Here is a 25,279-nt window from a genome sequence, read left to right on the forward strand (position 1 = left end):
ACTGCTTTTGTGGTGAGGGGATTTATCCCCGATCGGCTGCGAAGCAGTCGTAAAACCTGTGTATTCGACCTACCTGATAAACACTGTGGCTGGTTTGGGGCGGCTTCGCCCCCCGTCGGGGATAAATCCCCTCACCACAGAAGCACGCACGACGGCAATTCAGTGTCAGGCCTGCACGCTCAACCCGTATTCAGCCGAAGCATCCTGCAACCACAACCACCAGTAATCCGAGAAGCTGCGACGGATCAGCAGCTCCCAAGTGTCCTCAGCGGTATGACGAATCATCAGCTGCGACTTGGCGAACACCGTGCCCACGGCTTTGCCGACCGGGAAGTTGTTCGGGTGCACGTCGTAGCTGGTGGACTTCATCAATACCTGACGCACATTCGGCCCGCTCAGTTCGAGCACTTGCTGGCCGCCGCTGACGTTGACGATCGCGATGTGCAGATCACCCAGCGCTTCACGCAGCTTCTGCTCGGCGGCGAGTTCTTCGCCGCTCGGCACGATCAGCAGCCACTCATCCGGGCCCATCCATTGCAGGCTGGTTTCACCTTTGACGATCACGCTCAGGGCGCCGGGCAGTTCAATGCCCAGGGCCTTGTGTACGCCAGCGGCGAATGCTGCTTCGTGACCATCGCCACGGATGGTCAGGTGACCCAGTAATTTTTTCTCACGCACGATCACGCCGGCATTCTTGCGGCCCTTGCCGACCAGACTGGCGAGGTCGGCATGGTGCAGCGACGACTCGGCACGGGCACCGGTGGTCGGGCGTTGTTGGTACACGTTGGCTGTGGTCATAAAGCACCTTTGCTGAATTCTTGATCGTTCCCACGCTCTGCGTGGGAACGATTAGTGTCAGATGTTCTGGCGATCACCCTTCGGATCGAAGAACACCGAAGAAACAATCTCTGCCTCGATCACGCTGCCATCGGCCAGCGGTGCAAACACCCGCTCACCGAGACGTTTCAGACCGCCCTTGACCACGCCCATGGCAAACGAATAGCCAAGGGAGTTGTGCGCATAACTGGAGGTCACGTGGCCGACCATCGTCATCGGGATCGCCTGTTTGGTGTTGAACACCAACTGCGCACCTTCCGGTAGCCATTTGGTCGGATCGATCGGCTTCAGGCCTACCAACTGTTTGCGCTGATCACGCACACAATCTTCACGGTTCATGCCGCGCTGGCCGATCCACGAGAACGGTTTGGTGCGACCGACGCACCAGCCCATGTTCAGGTCGTCCGGGGTCATTGAGCCGTCGGTGTCCTGACCGACGATGATGAAACCTTTCTCGGCGCGCAGAACGTGCATGGTTTCAGTGCCGTACGGGGTCAGGTTGTACTGCTTGCCGGCCTCGACGATTTTCTCCAGCACGCCCATCGCATAGTCGGCCTGCACGTTGACTTCGTACGACAGCTCACCGGTAAACGAGATGCGGAACACCCGCGCCGGCACACCGCCAACCAGACCTTCTTTCCAGGTCATGAACGGGAAGGTTTCGTTGCTCAGGTCGATGTCGGTCACAGCGCTGAGCAGCTTGCGGCTGTTCGGGCCGGACAGGGTCATGGTCGCCCAGTGGTCGGTCACGGAAGTGAAGTACACCTTCATGTCCGGCCATTCGGTCTGGTGGTACAGCTCCAGCCATTGCAGCACGCGCGCCGCGCCGCCGGTGGTGGTGGTCATGACGAAATGGTTGTCGGCCAAGCAAGCCGTCACACCGTCGTCGAAGACCATGCCGTCTTCTTTGCACATCAGGCCATAACGGGCCTTGCCCACGTCGAGCTTGGTCCAGGCGTTGGTGTACACGCGGTTGAGGAACTCGCGGGCATCCGGGCCTTGAATGTCGATCTTGCCCAGGGTCGAGGCGTCGAGCAGGCCGACGCTGTCGCGCACGGCTTTGCATTCGCGCTTCACGGCAGCGTGCAGGTCTTCACCGTTTTTCGGGAAGTACCATGGACGTTTCCACTGGCCGACGTCTTCAAACTCGGCGCCGTTTTTCAGGTGCCATTGATGCAGCGCGGTGTAACGAACCGGCTCAAAGATGTGCCCGCAATGCCGGCCGGCCACGGCGCCGAACGTCACCGGCGTGTAGTTCGGACGGAACATCGTGGTGCCCATCTGCGGGATGGTCACGTTCAACGAACGGGCGGCGATGGCCAAGCCGTTGACGTTGCCGAGCTTACCCTGATCGGTGCCGAAGCCCAGCGCGGTGTAGCGTTTGACGTGCTCGACCGACTCGAAACCTTCGCGGGTCGCCAGTTCGATGGCGGCGGCGGTGACGTCGTTTTGCAGGTCGACGAATTGCTTCGGCGCGCGGGCAGTGCCCTTCTCATGCGGCACCTGGAACAGCGCCAGCGTCGGCTCTTCGAGACGGCTCAGGGCTTTCGGCAGCGTGCCTTCGACCGCCGCGAAACCGGCTTCACTGGCAGCGCGCACGCCACCTTCAAAACCATCGGCCAGCGAATCGCCGAGACCGTAAACGCCGTTGATGCCACCGACGCACACGCGTTTCTGCGGGGCTTCGCCCGGGATGAAACCGAGGATGTCTTCGCGCCAGGTCGGCTTGCCGCCCAAGTGCGAGGCCAGGTGAACCACCGGGCTGTAACCACCGGAAGTCGCGACCACATCGCAGTCGAGCCATTCGCCCGGGCTGGTCACGGCGTGCGCCTTCACATCAATCGCGGCAACGCGGGCAGCGGTGACGCGCTTGCTGCCTCGGGCTTCGATCACGGCACTGCCAGTGAGGATGCGGATGCCTTTGGCGCGGGCTTCTTCGACCAATGCACCGCGCGGATTGCTGCGCGCATCGGCGATGGCCACCACTTGCAGACTGGCGTCGAGCCAATCCAGAGCCACGCGGTATGCATGATCGTTGTTGGTCGACAGCACCAGTTTTTTACCCGGCGCCACGCCGTAACGACGCACGTAAGTCGAGACCGCACCGGCGAGCATGTTGCCCGGCACGTCGTTGTTGCCGTAGACCAGTGGACGCTCGCAAGCGCCGGTCGCCAGCACCACACGCTTGGCCCGAACGCGGTGAATGCGCTGACGTACCTGACCGATTGGCGCACGGTCGCCGAGGTGATCGGTGAGGCGTTCGTGAATGGTCAGGAAGTTGTGGTCGTGGTAGCCGTTGACCGTGGCGCGCGGCAACAGCAACACGTCCGGCGTGTCCTTCAATTCAGCGATGACACTGGCAACCCAATCCATCGCCGGTTTGCCGTCGAGGCTTTCGCGGGAATCAAGCAGGCTGCCGCCGAACTCTTCCTGTTCATCAGCCAGAATCACCCGGGCACCGCTGCGCGCGGCCGCCAGAGCGGCGGCGAGACCGGCAGGGCCGGCGCCGACGATCAGCACGTCGCAGTGCTGGTTCATGTAGTCGTAGGTGTCCGGATCGACTTCGGTCGGCGAACGGCCCAAACCGGCAGCCTTACGAATGTACTTCTCGTAAGTCATCCAGAACGATTGCGGGTACATGAAGGTTTTGTAGTAGAAACCCGGCGGCATCAGCTTGCCGCCGACCTTGCCGAGAATGCCCATCATGTCGTTGTTGACGTTCGGCCAGCCGTTGGTGCTGGTGGCGACCAGGCCTTGGTACAGCGCCTGCTGCGTGGCGCGCACGTTGGGAATCTGCGTGGCTTCGGTCGCGCCGATCTGCAGCACGGCGTTCGGCTCTTCGGCGCCAGCGGCGAAGATGCCGCGTGGACGCGAATACTTGAAGCTGCGGCCGATGATGTCGACGCCGTTGGCGATCAGCGCAGCGGCCAGCGAGTCACCCTCGAAGCCTTTGTAGGTCTGACCGTTGAAGGTGAAGCTCAGCACTTTGTTGCGGTCGATCCGTCCACCGTTGGACAGGCGATTGGTCTGGCTCATACCTTCTCTCCCAGCGCCGTCGTGGCTGTTTTCGCAGCATCAGCCTTGTCGGTGAATTGCGGCTTGGTGCCGATCTTGTAGGTTTCGAGAATCTCGTAGGTCACGGTGTCGCGGGTGACGTTGAAATACTGGCGGCAACCGGCGACGTGATCCCACAGCTCGTGGTGCAGACCGCGCGGGTTGTCACGGAAGAACATGTAGTCGCCCCACTCTTCATCAGTGCAGGCGCCAGGATCGAGCGGGCGCGGAATGTGCGCCTGACCGGATGCGTGGAATTCCTCTTCGGAGCGCAACTCGCCGCAGTGAGGACAGAAGATATGCAACATGGGGATTTCTCCTGTTAGTGGGCAACCGCAGCAGCGCCGTGTTCATCGATCAACGCACCGTTGTGGAAACGGTCGATGGAGAAAGGTGCAGCCAATGGGTGCATTTCACCCTTGGCCAGACTCGCGGCAAACACGTTGCCCGAGCCAGGTGTGGCCTTGAAGCCGCCGGTGCCCCAACCGCAGTTGAAGAACATGTTCGGTACCGGGGTTTTCGAAATGATCGGGCAGGCGTCCGGCGTGGTGTCGACGATGCCGCCCCACTGACGGTTCATGCGTACCCGCGACAGCACCGGGAACATCTCGACGATGGCCTGGATGGTGTGCTCGATCACCGGGTACGAACCGCGCTGGCCGTAGCCGTTGTAGCCGTCGATACCGGCGCCGATCACCAGGTCGCCCTTGTCGGACTGGCTGATGTAACCGTGCACGGCGTTGGACATGATCACGCTGTCGATAATCGGTTTGATCGGCTCGGACACCAGCGCTTGCAGCGGGTGGGATTCGATCGGCAGACGGAAACCGGCGAGTTTGGCCATGTGCCCGGAGTTACCGGCCGTGACCACACCGACGCGTTTGGCGCCGATGAAGCCCTTGTTGGTTTCAACGCCAATGCACACGCCGTTTTCCTTGCGGAAACCGATCACTTCGGTCTGCTGGATCAAGTCCACACCAAGGGCGTCGGCGGCACGGGCAAAGCCCCACGCCACGGCATCGTGACGGGCCACGCCGCCGCGACGCTGAACGGTTGCGCCCAGCACCGGGTAACGGGTGTTTTTCGAGCAGTCGAGATACGGAATCTCGTCGGCGACTTGCTGAGCGTTGAGCAGTTCGCCATCGACGCCGTTGAGGCGGTTGGCGCTGACCCGACGCTCGGAATCACGGATGTCCTGCAGGGTGTGGCAGAGGTTGTAGACGCCACGCTGGGAGAACATCACGTTGTAGTTCAGATCCTGCGACAGGCCTTCCCACAATTTCATCGCGTGTTCGTACAGGTGCGCCGACTCGTCCCACAGGTAGTTGGAGCGGACGATGGTGGTGTTGCGCGCGGTGTTACCGCCGCCCAGCCAGCCTTTCTCGACCACGGCCACATTGGTGATGCCGTGCTCTTTCGCCAGATAGTAGGCCGTCGCCAGACCGTGCCCGCCACCGCCGACGATGACCACGTCGTAGACCTTTTTCGGCGTCGGCGTGCGCCACATGCGCTGCCAGTTTTCGTGGTGGCTGAGGGAGTGTTTGAAGAGGCCGAAGCCCGAATAGCGTTGCATAGTCATTTACTCCAGAACGCTCAGCGATAAACCGGGAAGTCTGCGCACAGGGCCGAAACCTGCTGGGCGACATTGGCCTCGACATCGGCATCGCCGAGGTTGTCGAGGATGTCGCAGATCCAGCCGGCCAGCGTCACGCACTGGGTCACTTTGAAGCCGCGCGTAGTCACCGCCGGGGTGCCGATGCGCAGGCCGGACGTCACGAACGGCGACTGCGGATCGTTCGGCACGGCGTTCTTGTTGACGGTGATGTGCGCGCGGCCGAGGGCGGCGTCGGCGTCTTTGCCGGTCAGGCCCTGACGGATCAGGCTGACCAGGAACAGGTGGTTGTCGGTACCGCCGGACACTACATCGTAGCCACGTTTGATAAATACGCTCGCCATGGCCTGGGCGTTGTCGATCACTTGCTGCTGATAAGCCTTGAAACCCGGCTCCAGCGCTTCCTTGAAGCACACGGCTTTACCGGCGATGACGTGCATCAGCGGGCCGCCCTGAGCGCCGGGGAATACGGCAGAGTTGAGTTTCTTCTCGATCTCTTCGTTGGACTTGGCCAGGATCAACCCGCCACGTGGGCCGCGCAGGGTTTTGTGCGTGGTGGTGGTGACCACGTCAGCGTACGGCAGCGGGTTCGGATAGAGACCGGCAGCAACCAGACCCGCGACGTGGGCCATGTCGACGAACAACAGCGCACCGACCTTGTCGGCGATCTGACGGAAGCGTGGGAAATCCAGAGTCTTGGAGTACGCCGAGAAACCGGCAACGATCATTTTCGGTTTGCACTCGACGGCCAGACGCTCGACTTCGTCGTAATCGATCAGCCCGGTCTTGGTGTCGATGCCGTACTGCACCGCGTTGTAGAGCTTGCCCGAGGACGACACTTTGGCGCCGTGGGTCAAGTGACCGCCGTGGGCCAGGCTCATGCCGAGGATGGTGTCGCCCGGCTGGATCAGCGCCAGATACACGGCACTGTTGGCCGAAGAACCGGAGTGCGGCTGGACGTTGGCGTAATCGGCGCCGAACAGTTGCTTGGCGCGTTCGATGGCCAGCGCTTCGACTTTATCCACATGCTCGCAGCCACCGTAGTAGCGCTTGCCCGGATAACCTTCGGCGTATTTGTTGGTGAGGCCGCTGCCCTGCGCTTGCATCACGCGTTTGCTGGTGTAGTTCTCCGACGCGATCAGCTCGATGTGATCTTCCTGACGTTGCTCCTCGGCATTCATCGCCGCCAGCAGTGCATCGTCGTAACCCTGGATCTGGTCTTGCTTGCTGAACATCGCGTCTCTCCCAGCGGCGGCGGTGCGCCATTCGTCTCGGTCAGGCACCTGCGTGCCCTTTGATGCGATGGTATGACCGGTGCAGACAGCTCAAATGCCTACGGACGCCACGCAAAGGTGCGTTTACGACATGGCGGGAAATCACCCGGAGAACACAGTCCCCTGTAGGGTCAAACGTAGAGCGAGCAGTATCAGGAAATGCGCGGGATAGAGGGCGTAGGCCCAGCGCCTCATCGGTGGCGGCTGGAAGGTTCGGGCATGTCGCAACAGGAGCATCCCCAGCCATGGCGCAATCAGGCAGGTGATGAGGCCCAAGACTGCCAACTCGTTACCGAACTGCGCCGATTCGAGCAACACCCGCCATTGATTCGCCGCCAGGCACACCAGCCCCGGCAACACAGCGAAATACCACGGACGACGAATCACCAGCAGAATCGCTAACGGCAACAAAACACCGAAGAAACCGAACATCAGTCGCTCCGAATACAGCGCTGCCAGCAGCAGGCTCGTGGCGCCGAGCAGTCGCGAAACCAGCGCTCCATCCTGCCAGCCCCGCGCCACCAGCAAACCCAGCGCCAGCGTCGGCATCACGTTTAACGTATCGGGATCAGGAATGTACATCCGATAGGGAATTTCGCTGACGGCGCTGAAAACCACCAACCACCCCAAATAGCGCCACTCAGTCTGGCGCGCTCCGTCACGCGAAAGATTCGCCGCCATCGCCAGACAGAACCACGGAAACGCCAACCGCCCCGGCACATACAACCAATCGGCGGAGTAGCCGACATATCGCAGGTGATCGAGCAACATGCTCAGCAGCGCCAGCCACTTGAGCAGATCCAGCGCGCCGTCGCGTTTTCTCAGGTGCATAATCGGCCCGTGTCCTTGTAGAGTTCTGCCAGCGACATCCCGTGTGCTCCCCGGATGATCTTCGGTAAAGTGCGCACCATCATTGACCAACGAGTCGCCACAAGCGCCTCGACCACGGAAGCCGGCCATGACCGACAAGAGCCAACAATTCGCCAGCGACAACTACTCCGGTATCTGCCCTGAAGCCTGGGCCGCCATGGAACAGGCCAATCACGGCCACCAACGCGCTTACGGCGACGATGAATGGACAGCGCGCGCCGCTGATCATTTCCGCAACCTGTTCGAAACCGACTGCGAAGTGTTCTTCGCCTTCAACGGCACCGCCGCCAACTCGCTGGCCCTGTCGTCGCTGTGCCAGAGTTACCACAGCGTGATCTGCTCGGAAACCGCCCACGTCGAAACCGACGAATGCGGCGCGCCGGAATTCTTCTCCAACGGCTCGAAACTGCTGATCGCCCGTACCGAAAACGGCAAGATCACACCGGAATCGATCCGCGAAGTCGCGCTCAAGCGCCAGGACATTCACTACCCTAAACCGCGCGTGGTCACCCTGACCCAAGCCACCGAAGTCGGCAGTGTCTACACCCCGGAAGAAGTCCGCGCCATCAGCGCCACCTGCAAGGAGCTGGGCCTGCACCTGCACATGGACGGCGCGCGTTTCTCCAATGCCTGCGCGTTCCTCGGCTGCTCGCCGGCCGACCTGACCTGGAAGGCCGGCGTCGACGTGCTGTGCTTCGGCGGTACAAAAAACGGCATGGCGGTGGGTGAAGCGATCCTGTTCTTCAACCACAAACTGGCCGAAGACTTCGACTACCGCTGCAAACAGGCCGGGCAACTGGCGTCGAAAATGCGCTTTCTGTCGGCGCCGTGGGTCGGCATCCTCGAAAACGACGCCTGGCTCAAATACGCCCGCCACGCCAACCACTGCGCGCAGTTGCTGGCGGAACTGGTCAGCGACATTCCCGGCGTTGAGCTGATGTTCCCGGTGCAAGCCAACGGCGTGTTCCTGCAACTCTCGGAACCGGCCATCGCGGCCCTGACCGCGAAAAACTGGCGCTTCTACACCTTCATCGGCAAGGGCGGCGCACGCTTCATGTGCTCGTGGGATACCGAAGAAGAACGCGTACGCGAACTGGCGCGCGACATCCGCGAAGTCATGTCCAACTGATCCCTTGAGCCGATAAGATCCCCTGTGGTGAGGGGATTTATCCCCGATGGGCTGCGCAGCAGCCCCAAAACCTGCCATTGAGTTTCTGTCTGACAGCGACTGGATTCAGACTTTAGGCCTGCTGCGCAGGCCATCGGGGATAAATCCCCTCGCCACAAAGCTACACCCCACCTACCGCGTTTGCTGCTTGGTCTACATTGTTTGTCGAGCCTCCGCTCACATATCAACAAGCAGGAGCATCGGCATGTCGCTACAAGGAAAAACCCTGTTCATCACTGGCGCCAGCCGTGGCATCGGCCGTGAGATTGCGCTGCGCGCCGCCAGGGATGGGGCCAACATCGTGATTGCGGCGAAGAGCGCCGAACCTCACGCCAAATTACCCGGGACCATTCACAGCGTCGCGGCGGAAGTCGAGGCGGCGGGCGGAAAGGCTCTGGCCCTGCAAGTGGATGTGCGTGATGAAGACGCCGTACGCCAGGCGCTGGCTCAGGCCAACGAGCACTTCGGCGGCATCGATGCCTTGGTGAACAACGCCGGGGCGATCAAACTTACCGGCGTGCAACACATCGAACTCAAGCGTTTCGACCTGATGCACCAGATCAACACCCGCGCCGTGCTGCTGTGCAGTCAGGCTGCCCTGCCCTATCTGAAGAAATCCGCCGGGCACATTCTCAATCTGTCACCGCCACTGAATCTGGCGACCAAGTGGTTCGCCCAGTACAGCCCTTACACCGTGACCAAGTACGGCATGAGCATGCTGACGCTGGGGATGAGTGAGGAATTCGCCAATTACGGCATCAGCGTCAATTCGCTGTGGCCGCAGACGATGATTGCCACGGCAGCCATCGAGTTTCAGCTGGGTAATCGCGAGTCGTTCAAGCATGCGCGTACGCCCGCGATCATGGCGGATGCGGCGCATGTGATTTTGAGCAGCAGCGGACGGCGGATTACTGGGCGGTTACTGATTGATGAGGAGATTTTGCGTGAACAGGGCGTGACTGAATTCGATCATTACCGCTACGAGCCGGACAGCGACGCAACCCTGATGCCCGACCTGTTTGTAGATTGAAATACACAACCTCCGTGGGAGCGAGCCTGCTCGCGAATAGGCCGTGTCAGACAACGCAGATGCTGAATGACACACCGCATTCGCGAGCAGGCTCGCTCCCACATTGGAGTTGCGCCAATCTTTAGAACTCGATGCGCACGTCGCCTTTGGGCACGCTGCAGCACGACAGGATGAAACCCTCCGCCTCGTCGTCCTCGGTAATCCCGCCGTTGTGATCCATCTCCACTTCTCCCCCCAGCTTGAGCACTTTGCACGTCCCGCAAATCCCCATGCCGCAGGCTTTCGGGATCATCAAGCCCAGCTTGGCCGCCGCCGCATGCACGGTCTCGCCCGGTGCCACACGAATGCTCTTGCCGGACGAGGTGAATTCCACCTGATGCAGGTCCGCCGCATCGATTTCCGGTGCGTCGGCGGCCTGTTCGGCTTGCTCGACTGCATCAGCCCGTGCTTCGGGTGGCGTCGCACCGAACGACTCTTCGTGATAACGCGACATGTCGTAGCCAGCGTTTTCCAGCAAGCGCTTGACCGCCGTCATGTACGGCGTCGGCCCGCAGCAGAACACTTCGCGCTCCAGAAAGTCCGGAACCATCAGTTCCAGCATCTTGTGATTCAGATAGCCGCGATACCCGGCCCACGGCTCGCCCAGACCATGCTTCTCGCAGATCAGGTGCAGGCTGAAGTTGTCGATCCGCGACGCCATGTGTTCCAGCTCGCGGTGGTAAATGATGTCTTTCGGCGAACGGGCGCTGTGGATAAACGTCATGTCGACGTTAGCGTTGGTGTCGTAGAACCAGCGCGCCATCGACATGCACGGGGTGATGCCGACGCCGCCGCTGAGGTAGAGGACTTTCGGACTCGGGAAGTCGATACCGTTAAACAGCCCGACCGGCCCGTGCACGGCCAATTCCTGGCCTTCATGCAGCGTGTCGTGCAACCAGTTGGACACCTTGCCGCCCGGCACGCGTTTGATCGTCACCGAAAAGCTGTACGGCACCGACGGCGAACTGGAGATCGTGTAGGAGCGCATGATCGGCTGGCCTTCGATCTCCAGCTCCAGTGTCACGAATTGCCCGGGCTTGAAGAAGAACAGGATCGGCTGGTCGGCCATAAAGCAGAAGGTGCGCACGTCCCAGGTTTCCTGGATGACTTTGACGCAACGGACGATATGTCGGCCATTGGCCCAGGTCTGGGTGGTGACCGGATTCAGGAAGCTGTTGGACATGCTGTTCTCCACGGCCGACTGTCGGCCTCATGTCGGCGATTCTGCGTATAGCGCGAACCGCCCGTTTACCTATCCGCGACATTGACATACTTATCGCGACCAGCCCCCAACCGCCGGGGGTTGCGCGTCGGGAACAGATTGCATCATGTCGCCCATGGATAAGGTTCCCGCCTGCGCCGGCCCCACACTCGCCTCACACCAAGACGAATTCTTTACACCTTGCGTAGCAACCGTTTACAGCACACCTGATTAGCCACTTTCGCCGGCCACGCAGATGGCCATGAGGATCACATCGATGGACGTCACCGCAAAAATCAGCCTGGGCGATCCGCTGGAACCCGCACGCAAGGCCACCGCACAGATGCTGCAGGAGCGTGAGCGCACTTTCTCGCTGCCGCAACCGTTCTACAGCGACGAGCGGCTGTTCGATATCGACATGCAGGAGATCTTCCAGAAAGAGTGGTTGATCGCCGGCATGACCTGCGAGATCCCGGCCAAGGGCAACTACATCACCCTGCAGATCGGCAAGAACCCGATTATCGTCATTCGTGGCGCCGACGGCGTCGTCCATGCCTTCCACAACGTCTGCCGTCACCGTGGCTCGCGCCTGTGCACCAGCGACAAGGGCAAGGTCGCCAAACTGGTCTGCCATTACCATCAGTGGACGTATGAGCTGGATGGACGCCTGTTGTTCGCCGGCACCGAAATGGGCGCCGACTTCGACATGAAGGAGTACGGCCTCAAACCGGTGAACGTGAAAACCGCCGGCGGCTACATCTTTATCAGCCTGGCGGAGAGCCCGCCGGCCATCGATGACTTCCTGTCGACGCTGAACCACTACATGGAACCGTACGACATGGAGAACACCAAGGTGGCGATCACCACCACCTTGATGGAAAAGGCCAACTGGAAACTGGTGCTGGAAAACAACCGCGAGTGCTACCACTGCAACGCCTCGCACCCGGAACTGCTGAAAACCCTGCTGGAATGGGACGACGTTACCGACCCGCGCGCCGATCAGGCGTTCAAGGATCACGTCGCCGCCTCCGCCGCTGCCTGGGAAGCCGAGAAGATTCCTTACGCCCACGCCAGTTTCGGCCTGCGTAACCGCATTGTGCGTATGCCGCTGCTCAAGGGCACCGTGTCGATGACCCTCGACGGCAAACAGGGCTGCGCCAAACTGATGGGCCGGATCAAGAACCCGGACCTGGGTTCGATGCGCATCCTGCACCTGCCGCACTCGTGGAACCACTGCATGGGCGACCACATCATCGTCTTCACCGTGTGGCCGATCAGCGCCCAGGAAACCATGGTCACCACCAAGTGGCTGGTGCACAAGGATGCAGTGGAAGGCGTGGATTACGACGTCGAGCGTATGCGCCAGGTGTGGGACGCGACCAACGATCAGGATCGTCGCTTGGCCGAAGAGAACCAGCGTGGGATCAACTCCACGGCATACCAGCCTGGGCCGTACTCGAAGACTTATGAGTTTGGCGTGGTGAACTTTGTGGATTGGTACAGCGAGCGCCTGCTGAACAACCTCGGCGCCGAGCCAGCCCCTTACCTCAAAGGTGTGCCCGTCCAAGGCTAAAAGCATCGCTGGCAAGCCAGCTCCCACAGGGTACTGCGGTGTACACAAATGTTGTGATCACCTCAAAACCTGTGGGAGCTGGCTTGCCAGCTATGGCGTCAGAACAGCCATCGCATCACTTGGATGACCACCTCACACTGCCATCCTCACCAATAAACTCCTCAAAAATCTCCTCCCCCACCAACCTGATTTTCGCGTACCCGTTCAACACCCGATCCGGATATGCCGGGTCCTTCGCACTCTGCGTCTCCGACCACAGCACCCGCGAATGCCCGTCCAGCTCACTGGCGTTGCCATACGGAATCGCCCCATGCCCGGCACAGCGCGCCTGCAATCCGCCCTGCTGCGCGTAAACAATGCCGTTATGCAGATGCCCCCAGTACCAATAATCCGGCTCACGCCCCAGTGCATCGCACACCGGTTGATACAGCGCAGTCTTGTTATGCCCGGAAATATCGAAGCCCTGGTGATGACTGAGCACCATGATTTTTTTGCGCTTGGGCAGTGCCTTCATCCATTCGATCTGCGGCTCATTCAAGGTACCGTCCATGTACAGGTTCAGCGCATCCGACGCATAAGCCGAATCCAGCCCGACCACCAGCCAGTCATCGTTGATCAACGCGAAATAGCTAGTGCCCTGCTGTCCCGGAAAACGCTTGGCCAGTTCCTTGAAATAGCCGTGGGCGCCGCTGTACATCTCGTGGTTGGAGTTGAGCGTGAATGAGCCATGCGTGCCCATCGGCCAGCCAGCCATGTCGACGTCTTCCTGCGAGTGGCTGCCGGCGTAATACACATCGCCCAAGTGAATAGTGAAATCGGCCTGGGCCAGTTGCATCTGGTTGGCCACCGATACCGCCGGCGCATGGCTGTCGAACGGCCCGGTGCCCCAGTCGCCGGCAATCGCCAGGGTTACGTCGCGCTCCATCTGCACCACGGCGGGATCGGTGCCGAAGGTCGCGTGATGGCGCAGGTTTTCGATCCATTTGAGCAGCGCCTCGCTCCACAACAGATCCAGCAGTTCCCACTTGCGACACCCGAGCAAACTGCCGTCCTTGAGTACCCGGGTTTGCAGTTGATCGCTCGACTGCGGCAATGGCGTGGCATTGCCGATGCGCAGGATCGACAAGCCGTGCGACAACTCCCACGGCACGCTCGGTTCGTCGCTCGGCAACTCGCCGTTCTTCAACACGTAATGCGCCTGATCGTGCCCGCGTTGCAGCAGCTTGATAATCGCCTGAAACTCCTGTGGCTCAAGCTCGCTGACGAGCTTCATCCAGGCCATTTCCATGCGCGTGATCAAGCCGTGAATGCGCACTTTGACCTTGTCGTACTCGTGTTCCCAATGACTGACCAGTGACATGGCGTATTCCTCTATCCGTAAGGGCTCACAGGGTTTTCATGAATTCGATCAGCGCACGCTTGTCGTCGTCCGACAGCGTCGTGCCATACAGGTGACCGCTGTTGTGGTTGCCCTCCAGTCGTGTGTCGTACTTGAAGTCGGCCGAGGCTTTGGCTTGCGCGCCGCTGGTGACAAACCCGACATTGAGCGGGTCGTAGACGTCGGAGCCGGTGATAAACACCTGTGGACGTTTTTCCGGCGGTTGCAGCAGGTCCCACAAGGTCGGTACCGAGCCGTTGTGCAGGTAGGGCGCGCGCAGCCAGACGCCGTCGGTCGGCGTGTTGCTGTAGCTTTGGGTCTTGCGGTAGGCGCCGAAGTCGAACGGCGGTTTCTTGAAGGTGTGGAACGCGGTCACCAGCCCCGTGGTGAAAGAGTCCAGCCGATGTGGATCGGTGCCGAGCTGGTCGATGTTGGTGGTGACTTGCCCGGTGTCGGCACGACCGAAGTCATGACAACCGGCGCAGTTGTTGTCCCAGATCGGTTTGCCCTGAGCGACCTTGGCCTGATCCAGCGCCCACGGCCAGGCCGGTGGCTTGCGCCCGAGCAACCAGTTGGTCACACGGTTGAAGCTTGGCGGCAGTACCGATTCCGGCGTTGCGCCTACAGCCATGGCGGCGGCGTAGTTGCGCTCGTGGATCTTGTTGTTATTGCCGTCCCAGTGCAGGTACATCGATTCCCGCGGTTTCTGGTTCCAGACCTGTGGCAGGTCGACGGTGCCGATGGTCGAGTCATCCGGGAAGCCGAATACCACCATTTTTGTCGGGTTGAAGGTGTCGGTACGACCCGGTCCCTGTTGTGGACGCAGCTTCTGCCAGGCGTAGGCCTGCTTCTGCTTGAGCAGCGCACTTTTCGCCATCGGGATAATCAGGTAGCGGTTGTAAAGCCGTTCGAAAAAACCCAGCTGGAATTTGCTGTTGATCGCCGCCATCACCGCGTCGGTGGTGAATTTCGGATCGCTGGCGCAATCGTAGGCGTACCACTGAAAGGCTTGCAGTTGCAGGGTGTTGGCCGGCGCACTCGGCACGTTGACGGCGACGTCGCTAGCGTTTGCCCGGTAGGAGCCGGTGTGGCACAGCGCGCAGTTCGGCTCCACGGTCGGGTAGCCGATCTGCCGCTTGGCCATGCCGATCGGCAGGTCCTTGCCGTTCTCATAGAGAAACCCGAAGACTTCCCAGCCGCCGGGCTTCGGTAGTTTTTCCGGGCACATCTGCGGCAGCACGGCGAACAGGTAATACGGGATTCGCGCTTCGATACCGAGGCCGATGGCGGCGTATTTGTAGTGGTCTTCGTCAGAGGCGTATTCCTGCTCCGGCACCACCCGCAGCATCTGATACCAGGTCTGGTAACCGATGAACGCCAGCAATGCCACAACGATAAAGGTGCCGACCTTGAAGCTGTGGCTCTGCCAGTGCCGCGCCCACGCGGCCCGCCATTCGCGCCAGCCATCGCACAGCAGCGCCCATGGCCGGTTCTCGGGAGTGGTGCCCAGGTACAGCAAAATGCCAAGGATCAGGAAAAAGCTCAGATCGCCCATCAGCATCGGCACGAATACCGAGCCTTGAATGCTGGTGTTGATCAGGTAGATCCAGAACACCACGGCGATCAGCCGCGTCAGTACGCACAACCAGGAATGCACCACGTAGCGCGGCGCGTTGAAGCCCGAGGGCATGTAAAACACGCTGATACCCACGAGCAGCATCCCGGCGTTTTCCAGCCAGGGATCGGAGAGTTGCGGCGGCAGACCGACCACCGATGTCAGCAACCCCGGCGCAAACAGCGCCGGGATCGCGAACACCATGTTCATCGCAATGCCTAGCCAGATGAAGCGCTGAAACCAGCGGATGTAGGTGTCCATGTCATCCATTTCCTTGTACATAACTGGATCGAACCCATTCCTGTGGCGAGGGGATTTATCCCCGATCGGCTGCGAAGCAGTCGCAAACTATCGCCTGCGGTTTGTCAGGAACACCGCGCGGCCTGATTTGGGGCCGCTGCGCGACCCATCGGGGATGAATCCCCTCGCCACAAAGGACTTTCTCTGCACAAAAGATCAATGACAGGTGTCAACCCAAGGCAGTTTTCTCCAGGTGTTCAAGGATGATCGGGTACACATCAACCACCGCGTTCTTGCCGAACATGCAATCGATATGGCCGTAGCCCGGCACCACCTGCCGGCTGTAACGCTCCGGCCCGTGCAGGTCACACAAGCGCTGATAGGTTTTAAGCGTGCTTTCCGGCAGGTAACACTGGTTTTCAGCACCGCTGATAAAACAGATCGGCATGGTCAACCGATCAAAGTGCGGCATGTATACATCGTTGCCTTTGAAATCCACCAAGTGCCCTTTGCGCACGATCAGCGCCAGATGCTCGAAGGTCTCGATGTTCGACTCACCGAACAACTCATGCAGGTTGTCGTGCAGGGTTTCGTTGAGGGTGTCATGGCGGTACAGCGAGGCGTACATAAAGGTGATGCGGTGGCACACCGGGTTGGTGCAGTAGCCCTGAGCTTCGAAACGCGCGTAGCCGTTAAGGGCCTTGTCGTAGAGTTTGTTGAACCAGTTCTCCTTGCTGTCGGCGTAAGCGGTCATCGACTTGACGCCGATGGCGTCAAGCATGCCCGGCAGGTGCAAACCGGCCTTTAACCCGGTTGCAGTGGCGACCACCGTGTCGGCAGCAATCTGCGAGCACACTACCGAACGCACGCCCTGCAAACCGGCCAGCAGCGACATGAAGAACGTCGTTGCACCATAGCAATGCACCACGCACTGCACGTCTTTCGCCTTGGTTTGCTGCTGGACCTGCGCGATGGCCGCCTTGAAGTCGTACTGGGCAATCTGGTCGCCGTTCCATTCCTTCTTGCTCGCCGGCAGCAGAATGCTCACGCGAAAATCCAGCAGCCACACGTCGTAATCGTGCTTGCACAGGTACTCCAGCAGGTTGGTCTGGATGGTGTCGGTGGAAAAAATATTCGAACCCACGCCCAAACCATGCACCAGCATCACCGGGCCTTTCGTACCTGCCTGATACCGGGTCAGGCGCAGTTCGACGCCATCCTCGGTGGGAAAGAAATGCACCGCCGGGATTGGCGCATCCAGCGGCCGTTTCAGCCGTGGCGGCGCGTCAGGGTTGAAGTAGATATCCCCGGCAAATACCCCGCCATAACTTTCCCAGAGAATCCCGGCGAAGAACTTGCCAAAACGCGCCAGCCCTTCGATGCGCTCACGCTCGTTGCGGGCGTTGAGCACCGTCATGGTGGTCATCTGCTTGGCGAAATCAGTCGGATGGATGTGCATCACCCCCGAACCGATTACCTCGCCGCTCTTGTCCGGCCCGCGATACAGCGTCACGTAGAGCGTGCTGGTGTCGTGCCAGATGTTCAGCACGCCGTTGTCTTCCGGCACGGTTTTGAACGCACTGAAGAAATAATCGCTGCCGTCCTCGGCGGTCAGTTTCATGTCGTACTTCATGTGCCGCGTATCGACCTGTTGCTCGAATTGCTCGAACAGGTTGAACACGCCGTTGCTGGCCGTCAGCGGTTTTGGCGACAACGCCGGAGCGATCACCGTACCGACAATGGTCGCGGCGTGTTCCGGCTTCTTGATCATCCGGTTCATGTCGTTGGCGGTGATGGTCAGGGTGAAGTCGATGGGCGAATTGTCTGCCTCACCACGTTTGGCCGCCGCTTCGTAGACCTCCAGGTCAGTGCTTTGTGCGGCGGTAAAGGCCCGGGAGAAGTAACCCTTCATGGTTTCGGTGAACTGCACGCCCAGGGTCGGTGGCGCGACTTGTTTGCGCGGTGCCGAGGGCAGCGTGTAGTCGATCTGCCAGCCCCGGTCAGCGGCGAGCAGGCCCATGTTGCGCTCGCTCACGGCAGAAATGGTCAGCAGTGGATTGACCGCCAAAGACGTCGGAATCACCGCCCCATCGGTCACGTACAGATTGGCGTAAACGTCGGTACCGCTGGCGCCGCTGAACACCTGGCCCTTGTGATTGACCACGCCTTGTCCGGCGTCCTCACCCATTACGCAACCGCCCAATGGATGCACCGAGACGATGCTGTGCTTGAGCAGCTTCGTCCAGATAGGATTCTCCACCCAGATACCACCGAGCGCCTTGGTGCTCTGGTGCAGACGGTCATTGCCGAGCTTGAAGTTCTCTTGCTCGCCGACGCCCGGCCAGTCGATGCGCAGTTGATCCTTGTTATCCAGCACCATCCGCCCCTGGCCGCTGTCGTGGCTCATGATCAGGTAGGTCTGCATATTGTGCAGCGCGCCGTAATACGGGCCGCGCAGGAAGCTTTCGAGTTCGCGTTCCTTGTATTTCAACTTGCCGCTGAAACTGTCGTCGGTGGCCACCCCGATCATCTCGGCGAAGCCGGCCATCGCCGGCACCATCGGCCGACCGAGGGCGCCGGGGATCGAACCCTCTTCGATGACCATCCGGCTGCGCCAGTCGCCTTCGGTGCGCATGTCGATGATCGAGGTGATGCACGGGCCGACCGGGTGCAGCTCTTTGGCCGGATTCGCGCCGAAACCAATGCCGTTGATGGTCTGCTCGCAGTTGTGGCCGAAACCGAGGATATCGCCATTGCCACTCATGTTCTCGCCGAGCTGGTCGGACATCGCCAGCCCTTTGTCGCGCGAGCGCAGCAGAATTTCCGTGGAGCCCAGTGTGCCGGCGGACACCACGACGATGTCGGCCTTCACAAACAGCGTCGGCGCGGAAAACTTCTCGCGACCGCTGTCCAGATACTGGAAGTGCACGATCCAGCCGTCACCGTCACGCTCCAGATGCCGCACTTCGGCCTGACAGAAAATCTCCGCGCCGTGATTCCAGGCGTCCGGCAGATAGTTCATCAGCGTGGTGTTCTTGGCCTTGTTGTTACAGCCCGACACGCAGTCGCCACAGTGGTTGCACGGCAGTTGTTCGACGCCGACGTGATTGAGGTTATTGGGCAGCTTGTCGAAGGTCACGTTGATCGGCGGCTTGTAAAAGTGCGCGCCTTGCTTGAGGTACTCCGCGGACTTTTTGTTGGCGTCGAGCTTGGGCAGATTGGGTGCAGTGTCCGGATAAGGATTGGGCTTGAGCATTTCCCGGGCACGGGCATAGCCGTCCTTGAGCAAGGTGTCGCGGTGTTCACGCACTGCCTGCGGCCAGCGCGGATCATCGAACACGCCGGGCTCCGGCTCCAGGGCGACGTTGGCGTTGATCAGCGAAGTACCGCCAAGGCCGCAACCGACCACGACGTTCTGCTGAGCGTTGACATGCAGGTCGAACAATCCAGTGCGCGAGCCGATATGGCCGTCGGGATCATGCACCTGCAATTCTTCGGTGGCGGCAATCACGGTGTTGGGGTATTCGCCGGGCTGAATCTCCCGGCCGCGTTCCAGCAGGCACACGCGTTTACCGGCCCGGGACAGGCGCGACGCAGCAATGCCGCCGCCATAACCGGAGCCAATGACAATGACGTCGTAGTGTTCCTTGATCTCGCTGATGGGCGTTGCGATCCGTGTCATGAGGTGGTTCCTCTAATCAGGCAGATGGGGGCAACTCTGCGGTTGCCTGCAATCAATGGGCGAACGGGCACCTGGCCTCCGGAGCGAGTCCGGCGACAGCACAGCAATCGAGGCAGGATTTACACGCTACAGACGAGCATGCTGATTAGCGGCGCGACGTAGCGTGCGCTTGCGTGGATGGGGTGGGGGGCGGTGTGTACGGCTATCCATCATGCGTTCTCCCAGAACCAGATGTGGATAAGTGACGGCTGTCCTTGTGCCATTGCAGTGAAGACAGCGGAGTAATCGAAGTCAAGGCAACGCCTTAGAACTGTATGAAATGTGATCAATTGCGATTTGGACTATAGCCGCCGGGGCTTGCAGGGTTTGGCGAACAAGTTATCCACATAGCCACCCACAGCAATTGGGGACAACTGTGGATGATTTGGAAAAACATCGGTGAATAAGTGAAGAAAAAACGTGACTTATCCAGAAGCATGGTTTGGGATAAGCGATGGATGTTTTTTGATCAACTCTCTACAAGCCACGTATTAATTGGCCTGTAGCGGATAGCGAACACGTTATCCACAGAAGCGCCAACAGAGTTCGGGGGTAACTTTGCGGGTGCTGTGGAAAAGCATCCAAGACTGTGAAAAACCGGGCGTTATAGAGAGGCGATCGGGTGAGAATCCGCGATTTGATCAGTTTTTGACCAATCTCTTGAAAGCCACGTTCTATAAGGCGCTTAGCAGATAGCGAACATCTTATCCACAGAAGCGCCAACAGAGATTGGGGGCAACTTGCGCAGTTTTCCAGCGAAAAAAGCGTGGAAAAACCGTTAGTTAGGCTGGTTGTTTTTTGATCTGCGCCTTGCAGGGCTTGATTGGCGTGGGGTGCAGGGATGGGCGAACACGTTATCCACAGATTGGCCAACAGGGATTGTGGGTAACGTGGCCTCAAACCGTATGTTGTTCGCAGGTATCAAGCACGATGCATCAGATAGGCGTCACCCGTCACCCGGATCATTGGGTGAGGCGTCACCTGACAGGTTTTGACGATGGCGAAACCATGCCTTTCATAAAATCTTTTTGCGCCGGTATTGGCGGCATAGTCGATCAGGCTCAAACCGTTGAGCGCCAAGCGTTCTGCACGCGCCTGAGCATACTCAAGAAACTGCACGCCCAAGCCCTGATTACGCCAGCCTTCGTGCAGCGCCAGGCTGGAGATGTAGAGCGTGTCCGCAACCTCCATATCGGCGTAAGGCGCCAGCACCGGATCGGTAGGGGGTGTCGGATCAGGATTTTCGTGTGTGGCATAACTGTGCATCATCCCGACGACGCGGCCGTCGGCTTCAGCGATGAGGCAGTTCTGAAAAGAAAAGTCGACATCTTCGCGGGCATATCGACGTGCACCGACATCCAGTAGCGCTTCCCCAGGCTCGGCCAACTGACTCCAGATGTAATCCGCAGCCCCCTCCGAGGAAATCTGGAACAAGCGGGCAATCTCACGCGCATCCGTACGCCGCGCAGGTCGAAACTCAACAGTCATTCACTTGACTCCTTATGGCTTGAGCGTTGTTTTAACCCGCGTTTGAAACCCTCGACAACCTGCATTCGACGACTTTACATGTCAGTCAATGACTGCCTGTCATGTCATCGCCCGCAGGAAATGCTCGGTGCCTCAGCGGACAACACCCTCCTCAATCAGCAACTTGAGAATCGCCTCAGCCCCGGCCTGGGCAGTCACCCCTTTCAACACCTGCCCACCGCCGCCACTGGCCTTGGCCGTAGCAGCCTTCATCCGATCAGCGCCACTCTTGGCCTTGATCACTTTCAAGCGTTTCGGCCGAGGCTTGGCCGGTTGCAATGTCGCTACCGCGAGCAATTCGTCGTCCAGCACCTCCACGTCTTCGGCATTCAACTCACCGCGACGTGCCGGCCCATACGCACTCTGCCGAGGCTTCGGTGCGGCGTTATCCACAGTCGCCAGAAACGGCAGCCGCACCTTCAACCGCCGCCGCTGCCCGCGCGGCAACGCTTGCAGCACCAGCGCCGAACCGTCATTGATCGACTCAACCTGCGCCAACCCCACCACCAGCGGCCAGCCCAGGCCTTCGGCCAGCAGAAAAGGCAGCATCCCCGAGCCTTCACCGGTTTCAGCCTGGCTACCGGTCAGCACGACCTGCGCACCGGCATCACGTAGATACGCGGTCAGTGCCGGCAATGCATCGGCGCCTGCCGGTTGTTCCAGCACATGCATCTGCTCAAGGCCCATGCCCAGATAGGCGCGCAATGCGGGTTCCGCAACATCGCCGGCATGCAGCACTTGCAGGTTATCCCCAGCCAGTTGCAGGCCCAGCTCCACGGCACGGGCATCCTGTTCGGCGCGGCGTGGCCGGCCGGAGGTCGGGTGGGCGCCGATTGAAACCAAACTGATGATTTTTGTGTTCATAGCCGTTCCTTAAGCCGCATCGCGCTTGGCGTCGTTGCGGTAAGCCTCAACCGCCGCGATCAAGGCCTGAAGAATCTCCGCGCTCTCGCCAATCACCGACAGGTCCGCGCGTTTGATCATGTCGCAACCCGGATCGAGGTTGATCGCCACGACTTTGTCGCAGGCACCGATGCCTTGCAGGTGCTGGATCGCTCCGGAAATCCCCACGGCGACATACACCCGCGCGGTGACCCAGGTGCCGGACGCGCCGACCTGCCGGTCGCGCGCCATGAAGCCGTCGTCCACCGCCACCCGCGACGCGCCTTCGGTGGCGCCCAGTGCAGCGGCGGTCTGGTGGAATAGCGCCCAGTCCTTGACCCCGTTACCGCCGGAGAAAATGAACTCGGCTTCGGCCATTGGAATCGCCGCCGGATCGACTGCCACAGCACCGAGATCTTCGATCCTCGACAAGCTGCGCGCGACGCTTGTGGATAACTCCACGGGCAGCGCTTCGTGACGGGTTTCGCTGACAGGTTCGGCACATTCGGCCGAGGCCAGAATCAACCGCGCAACGGGACGGGCCAAATCCTGCAGACCCGCGCCAGCGCGGCCGATGCATTCCTGATCCTTGACCTGCCACACACGTGTCGCCGGGCGTTCGCCCAATGCTGCAGCAAAGCGTCGACCGAGTTCACCGCCACCGCTACGGCTGTCCGGCAGTAGCCAGTGACGCGGGTTGAACTGGTTATCCACAGCGCGCAAACCTTGCACACGCTGCTCCGGTGCGTAACCGCTGAATTCCTCGCCCGCCAGCACCAGCAAGCGATCGACACCTGCGGTGGCGAAGGCATTTTCCTTGTGCTCGCCGAAGACCACGGCCAACACCGCGCCGTCCTTGCCGGCCAGTTGATGCGCGAGGCCGAGCAAATCGCGATCATGGCTGCTCAAGCGGCCGCCGACCATGTCCGGCACCACGCTGATGTAGAACGCCGGGGCCGGCACTTGATGCAGTGGCAGTTGCACCTCAACCGTGGCCGAGCGTTTGACCGCCCCGCCCTGCTGCGCGCCGCTGCGATCAATGCGTTTGATGCCGTTGGGGCCGATAAAACCAATGCCGTGCAGATTCTTGCGAATGACGCCATTGGGGCCCATCCAGCTGTGCTGCGCCGGTTGCATGGCCGCGTGCAATGGATGCAAACGGTTACGCGCAATCCATTCGGCACGCGGGTCGCGGCGGATAATGTCGCTCATCAGTGGGCCTCCGCAGGTTCACGTTTGGCCGGCGCAGTCGGCTTGCCTGGCGCGGCGTCTTCAAGCAGGGCGTCGGCCACCAGTTCAGCGATGTCCTTGATCAGCGGACGCGGTTCGACCACGCCTTCGAGCATCGCCGTGCACTGTGGACAACCCACGGCCACCAGCTCGGCGCCGGTCTCGCGGATGTCGTCCATGCGCATATCGGGGATGCGTTGCTTGCCCGGAATGTCGGTGATCGGCGCACCGCCACCGCCGCCGCAGCAGCGCGAACGGAAGCCGGAACGTTGCATCTCTTTCACTTCGATACCCAGCGCGCGCAGAACTTCACGCGGCGCCTCGTACTCGCCGTTGTAGCGGCCGAGGTAGCACGGATCGTGATAGGTCACGCTGTTGCCTTTGTGCTGACCGAGGTTGAGCGCGCCGGCCTCAATGATTTCAGCCATATAGGTGCTGTGATGCTGCACCAGGTAGTTGCCATCAAAGGCGCCGTATTCGTTTTTCAGCACATGGAAACTGTGCGGATCGCAGGTAACGATGCGGTTGAAGCTGTATTTGGCCAAGGTCTGGATGTTGCGTTTGGCCAACAACTGGAAGGTTGCTTCATCACCCAAACGGCGGGCTACGTCGCCGCTGTCGCGTTCTTCGAGACCCAGTACCGCGAAGTCGACCTTGGCCGCTTTCAGCACTTTGACGAATGCACGCAGGGTGCGCTGGTTGCGCATGTCGAAAGCGCCGTCGCCAACCCAGAACAGCACGTCGGTGGATTTCTTTTCGCTCAGCAAATTGAGGTTCAGATCCGCCGCCCAGTTCATCCGCCCACCCGGAGCGAAACCGCCGGGGTTGTCGGTGGCGATCAGGTTTTCCAGGACTTCGGCGCCCTTGTTCGGCGTCGCGCCTTTTTCCAGCGTGAGGTGACGGCGCATGTCGACGATGGCGTCGACGTGCTCGATCATCATCGGACACTCCTCGACGCAGGCGCGGCAAGTGGTGCACGACCACAGGGTTTCGGCATCGACCAGACCGTTAACGATCGGTTGATGTGGATTACCTGAATGCTCGCCAATCGGTTTGCCCGGATACGGACTGCCAGCGAAGTTGGCGTCAGTGCCGCCAGCGAGGCCGACGACCATGTCCTGAATCAGCTTTTTCGGGTTCAGCGGCTGGCCGGCAGCGAAGGCCGGGCACGCCGCTTCGCACTTGCCGCACTGCACGCAGGCGTCGAAGCCGAGCAACTGGTTCCAGGTGAAATCCCTGGGTTTTTCCACGCCCAGCGGCGCGGAGGGATCGTTGAGGTCCAGCGGCTTCAAACCGGTCGACCGACCGCCGCCAAAACGCTCGGCGCGACGGTGCCACGCCAGGTGCAGGGCACCGGCGAAGGCGTGTTTCATCGGCCCGCCCCAGGTCATGCCGAAGAACAATTCCGACACGCCCCACAGCACACCGACGCCGAGAATCACCGCCAATATCCAGCCGCCGAAGTTTTCCGGGAGGATCCCGGCCACCGGCAAGGTCACCAGAAAGAACGACGCCGAGAACGCCAGCAGGCTTTTCGGCAAGCGCATCCACGGGCCTTTCGACAACCGTGCCGGCGGGTTACGTCGACGCAGGTAAACGAAGATCGCGCCGACGAACATCACCGCCGTCATCAGCAGCAACGCATAGCCGAGGATGCGGTTATGCAGGCCGAAACCGTGCACCAGAATCGCCAGCACGATCGACGCCACCGCACCGCCGGCCGTGGCCACGTGGGTGTTGGCGATGTATTTGTCCCGCGCCACCACATGGTGCAAGTCGACCATGTAACGCTTGGGCATGGCGAACAGGCCACCGATCAGGTCGACCTTCGAGGCTCGGCCCCGACGCCACATGGCCACCCGCCGCAACGCGCCGAGGACACCAAGGCCCAGGGCTGCGAACAACAGGATTGGAAGAAGGGTGTTCAACATAGGTGAAGCTCCCACCAGTACAGCCTGGAGAAACACGGGCGTTCGATGATCGTTCCCACGCTCTGCGTGGGAATGCATCCCGGGACGCTTCGCGCCC

At 60.5% G+C, this 25,279-nt stretch carries 17 protein-coding genes; 3 read left to right on the forward strand and 14 right to left on the reverse strand.

Annotation, left to right across the window (positions count from 1 at the left end; translation table 11 throughout):
* Window positions 1-165: 165 nt before the first annotated feature.
* The 6 genes from ACA043_RS27085 to ACA043_RS27110 all read right to left on the reverse strand — a co-directional run bounded on the left by ACA043_RS27085 (window position 166) and on the right by ACA043_RS27110 (window position 7,608).
* Window positions 166-798: a sarcosine oxidase subunit gamma gene (locus tag ACA043_RS27085; RefSeq protein WP_497658226.1), complete on the reverse strand. Its 633-nt coding sequence runs from the start codon at window positions 796-798 to the stop codon at window positions 166-168.
* A 57-nt stretch (window positions 799-855) separates the two neighbouring features.
* Window positions 856-3,873, reverse strand: a complete 3,018-nt coding sequence (locus ACA043_RS27090; protein WP_497658227.1) for a sarcosine oxidase subunit alpha — start codon at window positions 3,871-3,873, stop codon at window positions 856-858.
* Window positions 3,870-4,199 carry a sarcosine oxidase subunit delta gene (locus tag ACA043_RS27095; protein WP_457465923.1) on the reverse strand — a complete coding sequence of 110 codons (330 nt, stop codon included), beginning with the start codon at window positions 4,197-4,199 and terminating at the stop codon, window positions 3,870-3,872. Before ACA043_RS27095 ends, ACA043_RS27090 begins: the two co-directional genes overlap by 4 nt.
* Before the next feature lie 14 nt (window positions 4,200-4,213).
* A complete protein-coding gene (locus tag ACA043_RS27100; RefSeq protein WP_095187127.1) occupies window positions 4,214-5,464 on the reverse strand; it encodes a sarcosine oxidase subunit beta in 1,251 nt (416 codons plus the stop codon).
* 20 nt (window positions 5,465-5,484) lie between these two features.
* Window positions 5,485-6,738: a serine hydroxymethyltransferase gene (glyA, locus tag ACA043_RS27105; protein WP_187679650.1), complete on the reverse strand. Its 1,254-nt coding sequence runs from the start codon at window positions 6,736-6,738 to the stop codon at window positions 5,485-5,487.
* 141 nt (window positions 6,739-6,879) lie between these two features.
* Entirely contained in the window at window positions 6,880-7,608 is a 729-nt protein-coding gene (locus ACA043_RS27110) for a TraX family protein (protein ID WP_497658228.1), read from the reverse strand.
* A 127-nt stretch (window positions 7,609-7,735) separates the two neighbouring features.
* Between ACA043_RS27110 and ACA043_RS27115 the strand changes: the two genes are divergently transcribed.
* Together ACA043_RS27115 and ACA043_RS27120 are read left to right on the forward strand one after the other, a co-directional pair.
* On the forward strand, window positions 7,736-8,776 hold the full coding sequence (locus tag ACA043_RS27115; RefSeq protein WP_305440202.1) for a threonine aldolase family protein: 1,041 nt from the start codon (window positions 7,736-7,738) through the stop codon (window positions 8,774-8,776).
* 244 nt (window positions 8,777-9,020) lie between these two features.
* A complete protein-coding gene (locus tag ACA043_RS27120; protein WP_497658229.1) occupies window positions 9,021-9,845 on the forward strand; it encodes an SDR family oxidoreductase in 825 nt (274 codons plus the stop codon).
* A 121-nt stretch (window positions 9,846-9,966) separates the two neighbouring features.
* Here the strand turns inward: ACA043_RS27120 and gbcB are convergent, their stop codons facing one another.
* Window positions 9,967-11,067: a glycine betaine monooxygenase reductase subunit gene (gene gbcB / locus ACA043_RS27125; RefSeq protein ID WP_187679655.1), complete on the reverse strand. Its 1,101-nt coding sequence runs from the start codon at window positions 11,065-11,067 to the stop codon at window positions 9,967-9,969.
* Window positions 11,068-11,362: 295 nt separating this feature from the next.
* Here gbcB and gbca point away from each other — a divergent pair, with 295 nt between their 5' ends.
* Window positions 11,363-12,658, forward strand: coding sequence for a glycine betaine monooxygenase oxygenase subunit (gene gbca / locus ACA043_RS27130; RefSeq protein WP_497615495.1), 1,296 nt, complete (start codon window positions 11,363-11,365; stop codon window positions 12,656-12,658).
* Window positions 12,659-12,773: 115 nt separating this feature from the next.
* Here gbca and ACA043_RS27135 read toward each other — a convergent pair whose 3' ends face one another.
* The 7 genes from ACA043_RS27135 to dgcB all read right to left on the reverse strand — a co-directional run bounded on the left by ACA043_RS27135 (window position 12,774) and on the right by dgcB (window position 25,182).
* Window positions 12,774-14,018: a metallophosphoesterase family protein gene (locus ACA043_RS27135; protein WP_401270885.1), complete on the reverse strand. Its 1,245-nt coding sequence runs from the start codon at window positions 14,016-14,018 to the stop codon at window positions 12,774-12,776.
* A 25-nt stretch (window positions 14,019-14,043) separates the two neighbouring features.
* Window positions 14,044-15,912 carry a c-type cytochrome gene (locus tag ACA043_RS27140; protein WP_489879360.1) on the reverse strand — a complete coding sequence of 623 codons (1,869 nt, stop codon included), beginning with the start codon at window positions 15,910-15,912 and terminating at the stop codon, window positions 14,044-14,046.
* 208 nt (window positions 15,913-16,120) lie between these two features.
* Complete coding sequence (locus ACA043_RS27145) at window positions 16,121-19,573, reverse strand: alpha/beta fold hydrolase (RefSeq protein WP_497658230.1); 3,453 nt, start codon at window positions 19,571-19,573, stop codon at window positions 16,121-16,123.
* Between the two features lie 960 nt (window positions 19,574-20,533).
* Complete coding sequence (locus ACA043_RS27150) at window positions 20,534-21,100, reverse strand: GNAT family N-acetyltransferase (RefSeq protein WP_489879358.1); 567 nt, start codon at window positions 21,098-21,100, stop codon at window positions 20,534-20,536.
* A 132-nt stretch (window positions 21,101-21,232) separates the two neighbouring features.
* Window positions 21,233-22,003, reverse strand: a complete 771-nt coding sequence (gene etfB, locus ACA043_RS27155; protein ID WP_401270893.1) for an electron transfer flavoprotein subunit beta — start codon at window positions 22,001-22,003, stop codon at window positions 21,233-21,235.
* A 9-nt stretch (window positions 22,004-22,012) separates the two neighbouring features.
* A complete protein-coding gene (gene etfA, locus ACA043_RS27160; RefSeq protein ID WP_489879356.1) occupies window positions 22,013-23,233 on the reverse strand; it encodes an electron transfer flavoprotein subunit alpha in 1,221 nt (406 codons plus the stop codon).
* The gene (gene dgcB / locus ACA043_RS27165; RefSeq protein WP_401270898.1) at window positions 23,233-25,182 is read right to left on the reverse strand and encodes a dimethylglycine demethylation protein DgcB; all 1,950 of its coding nucleotides are present in this window, start codon (window positions 25,180-25,182) and stop codon (window positions 23,233-23,235) included. Before dgcB ends, etfA begins: the two co-directional genes overlap by 1 nt.
* Window positions 25,183-25,279 lie beyond the last annotated feature (97 nt).

The sequence above is a fragment of the Pseudomonas sp. LBUM1648 genome (genome assembly GCF_059716145.1).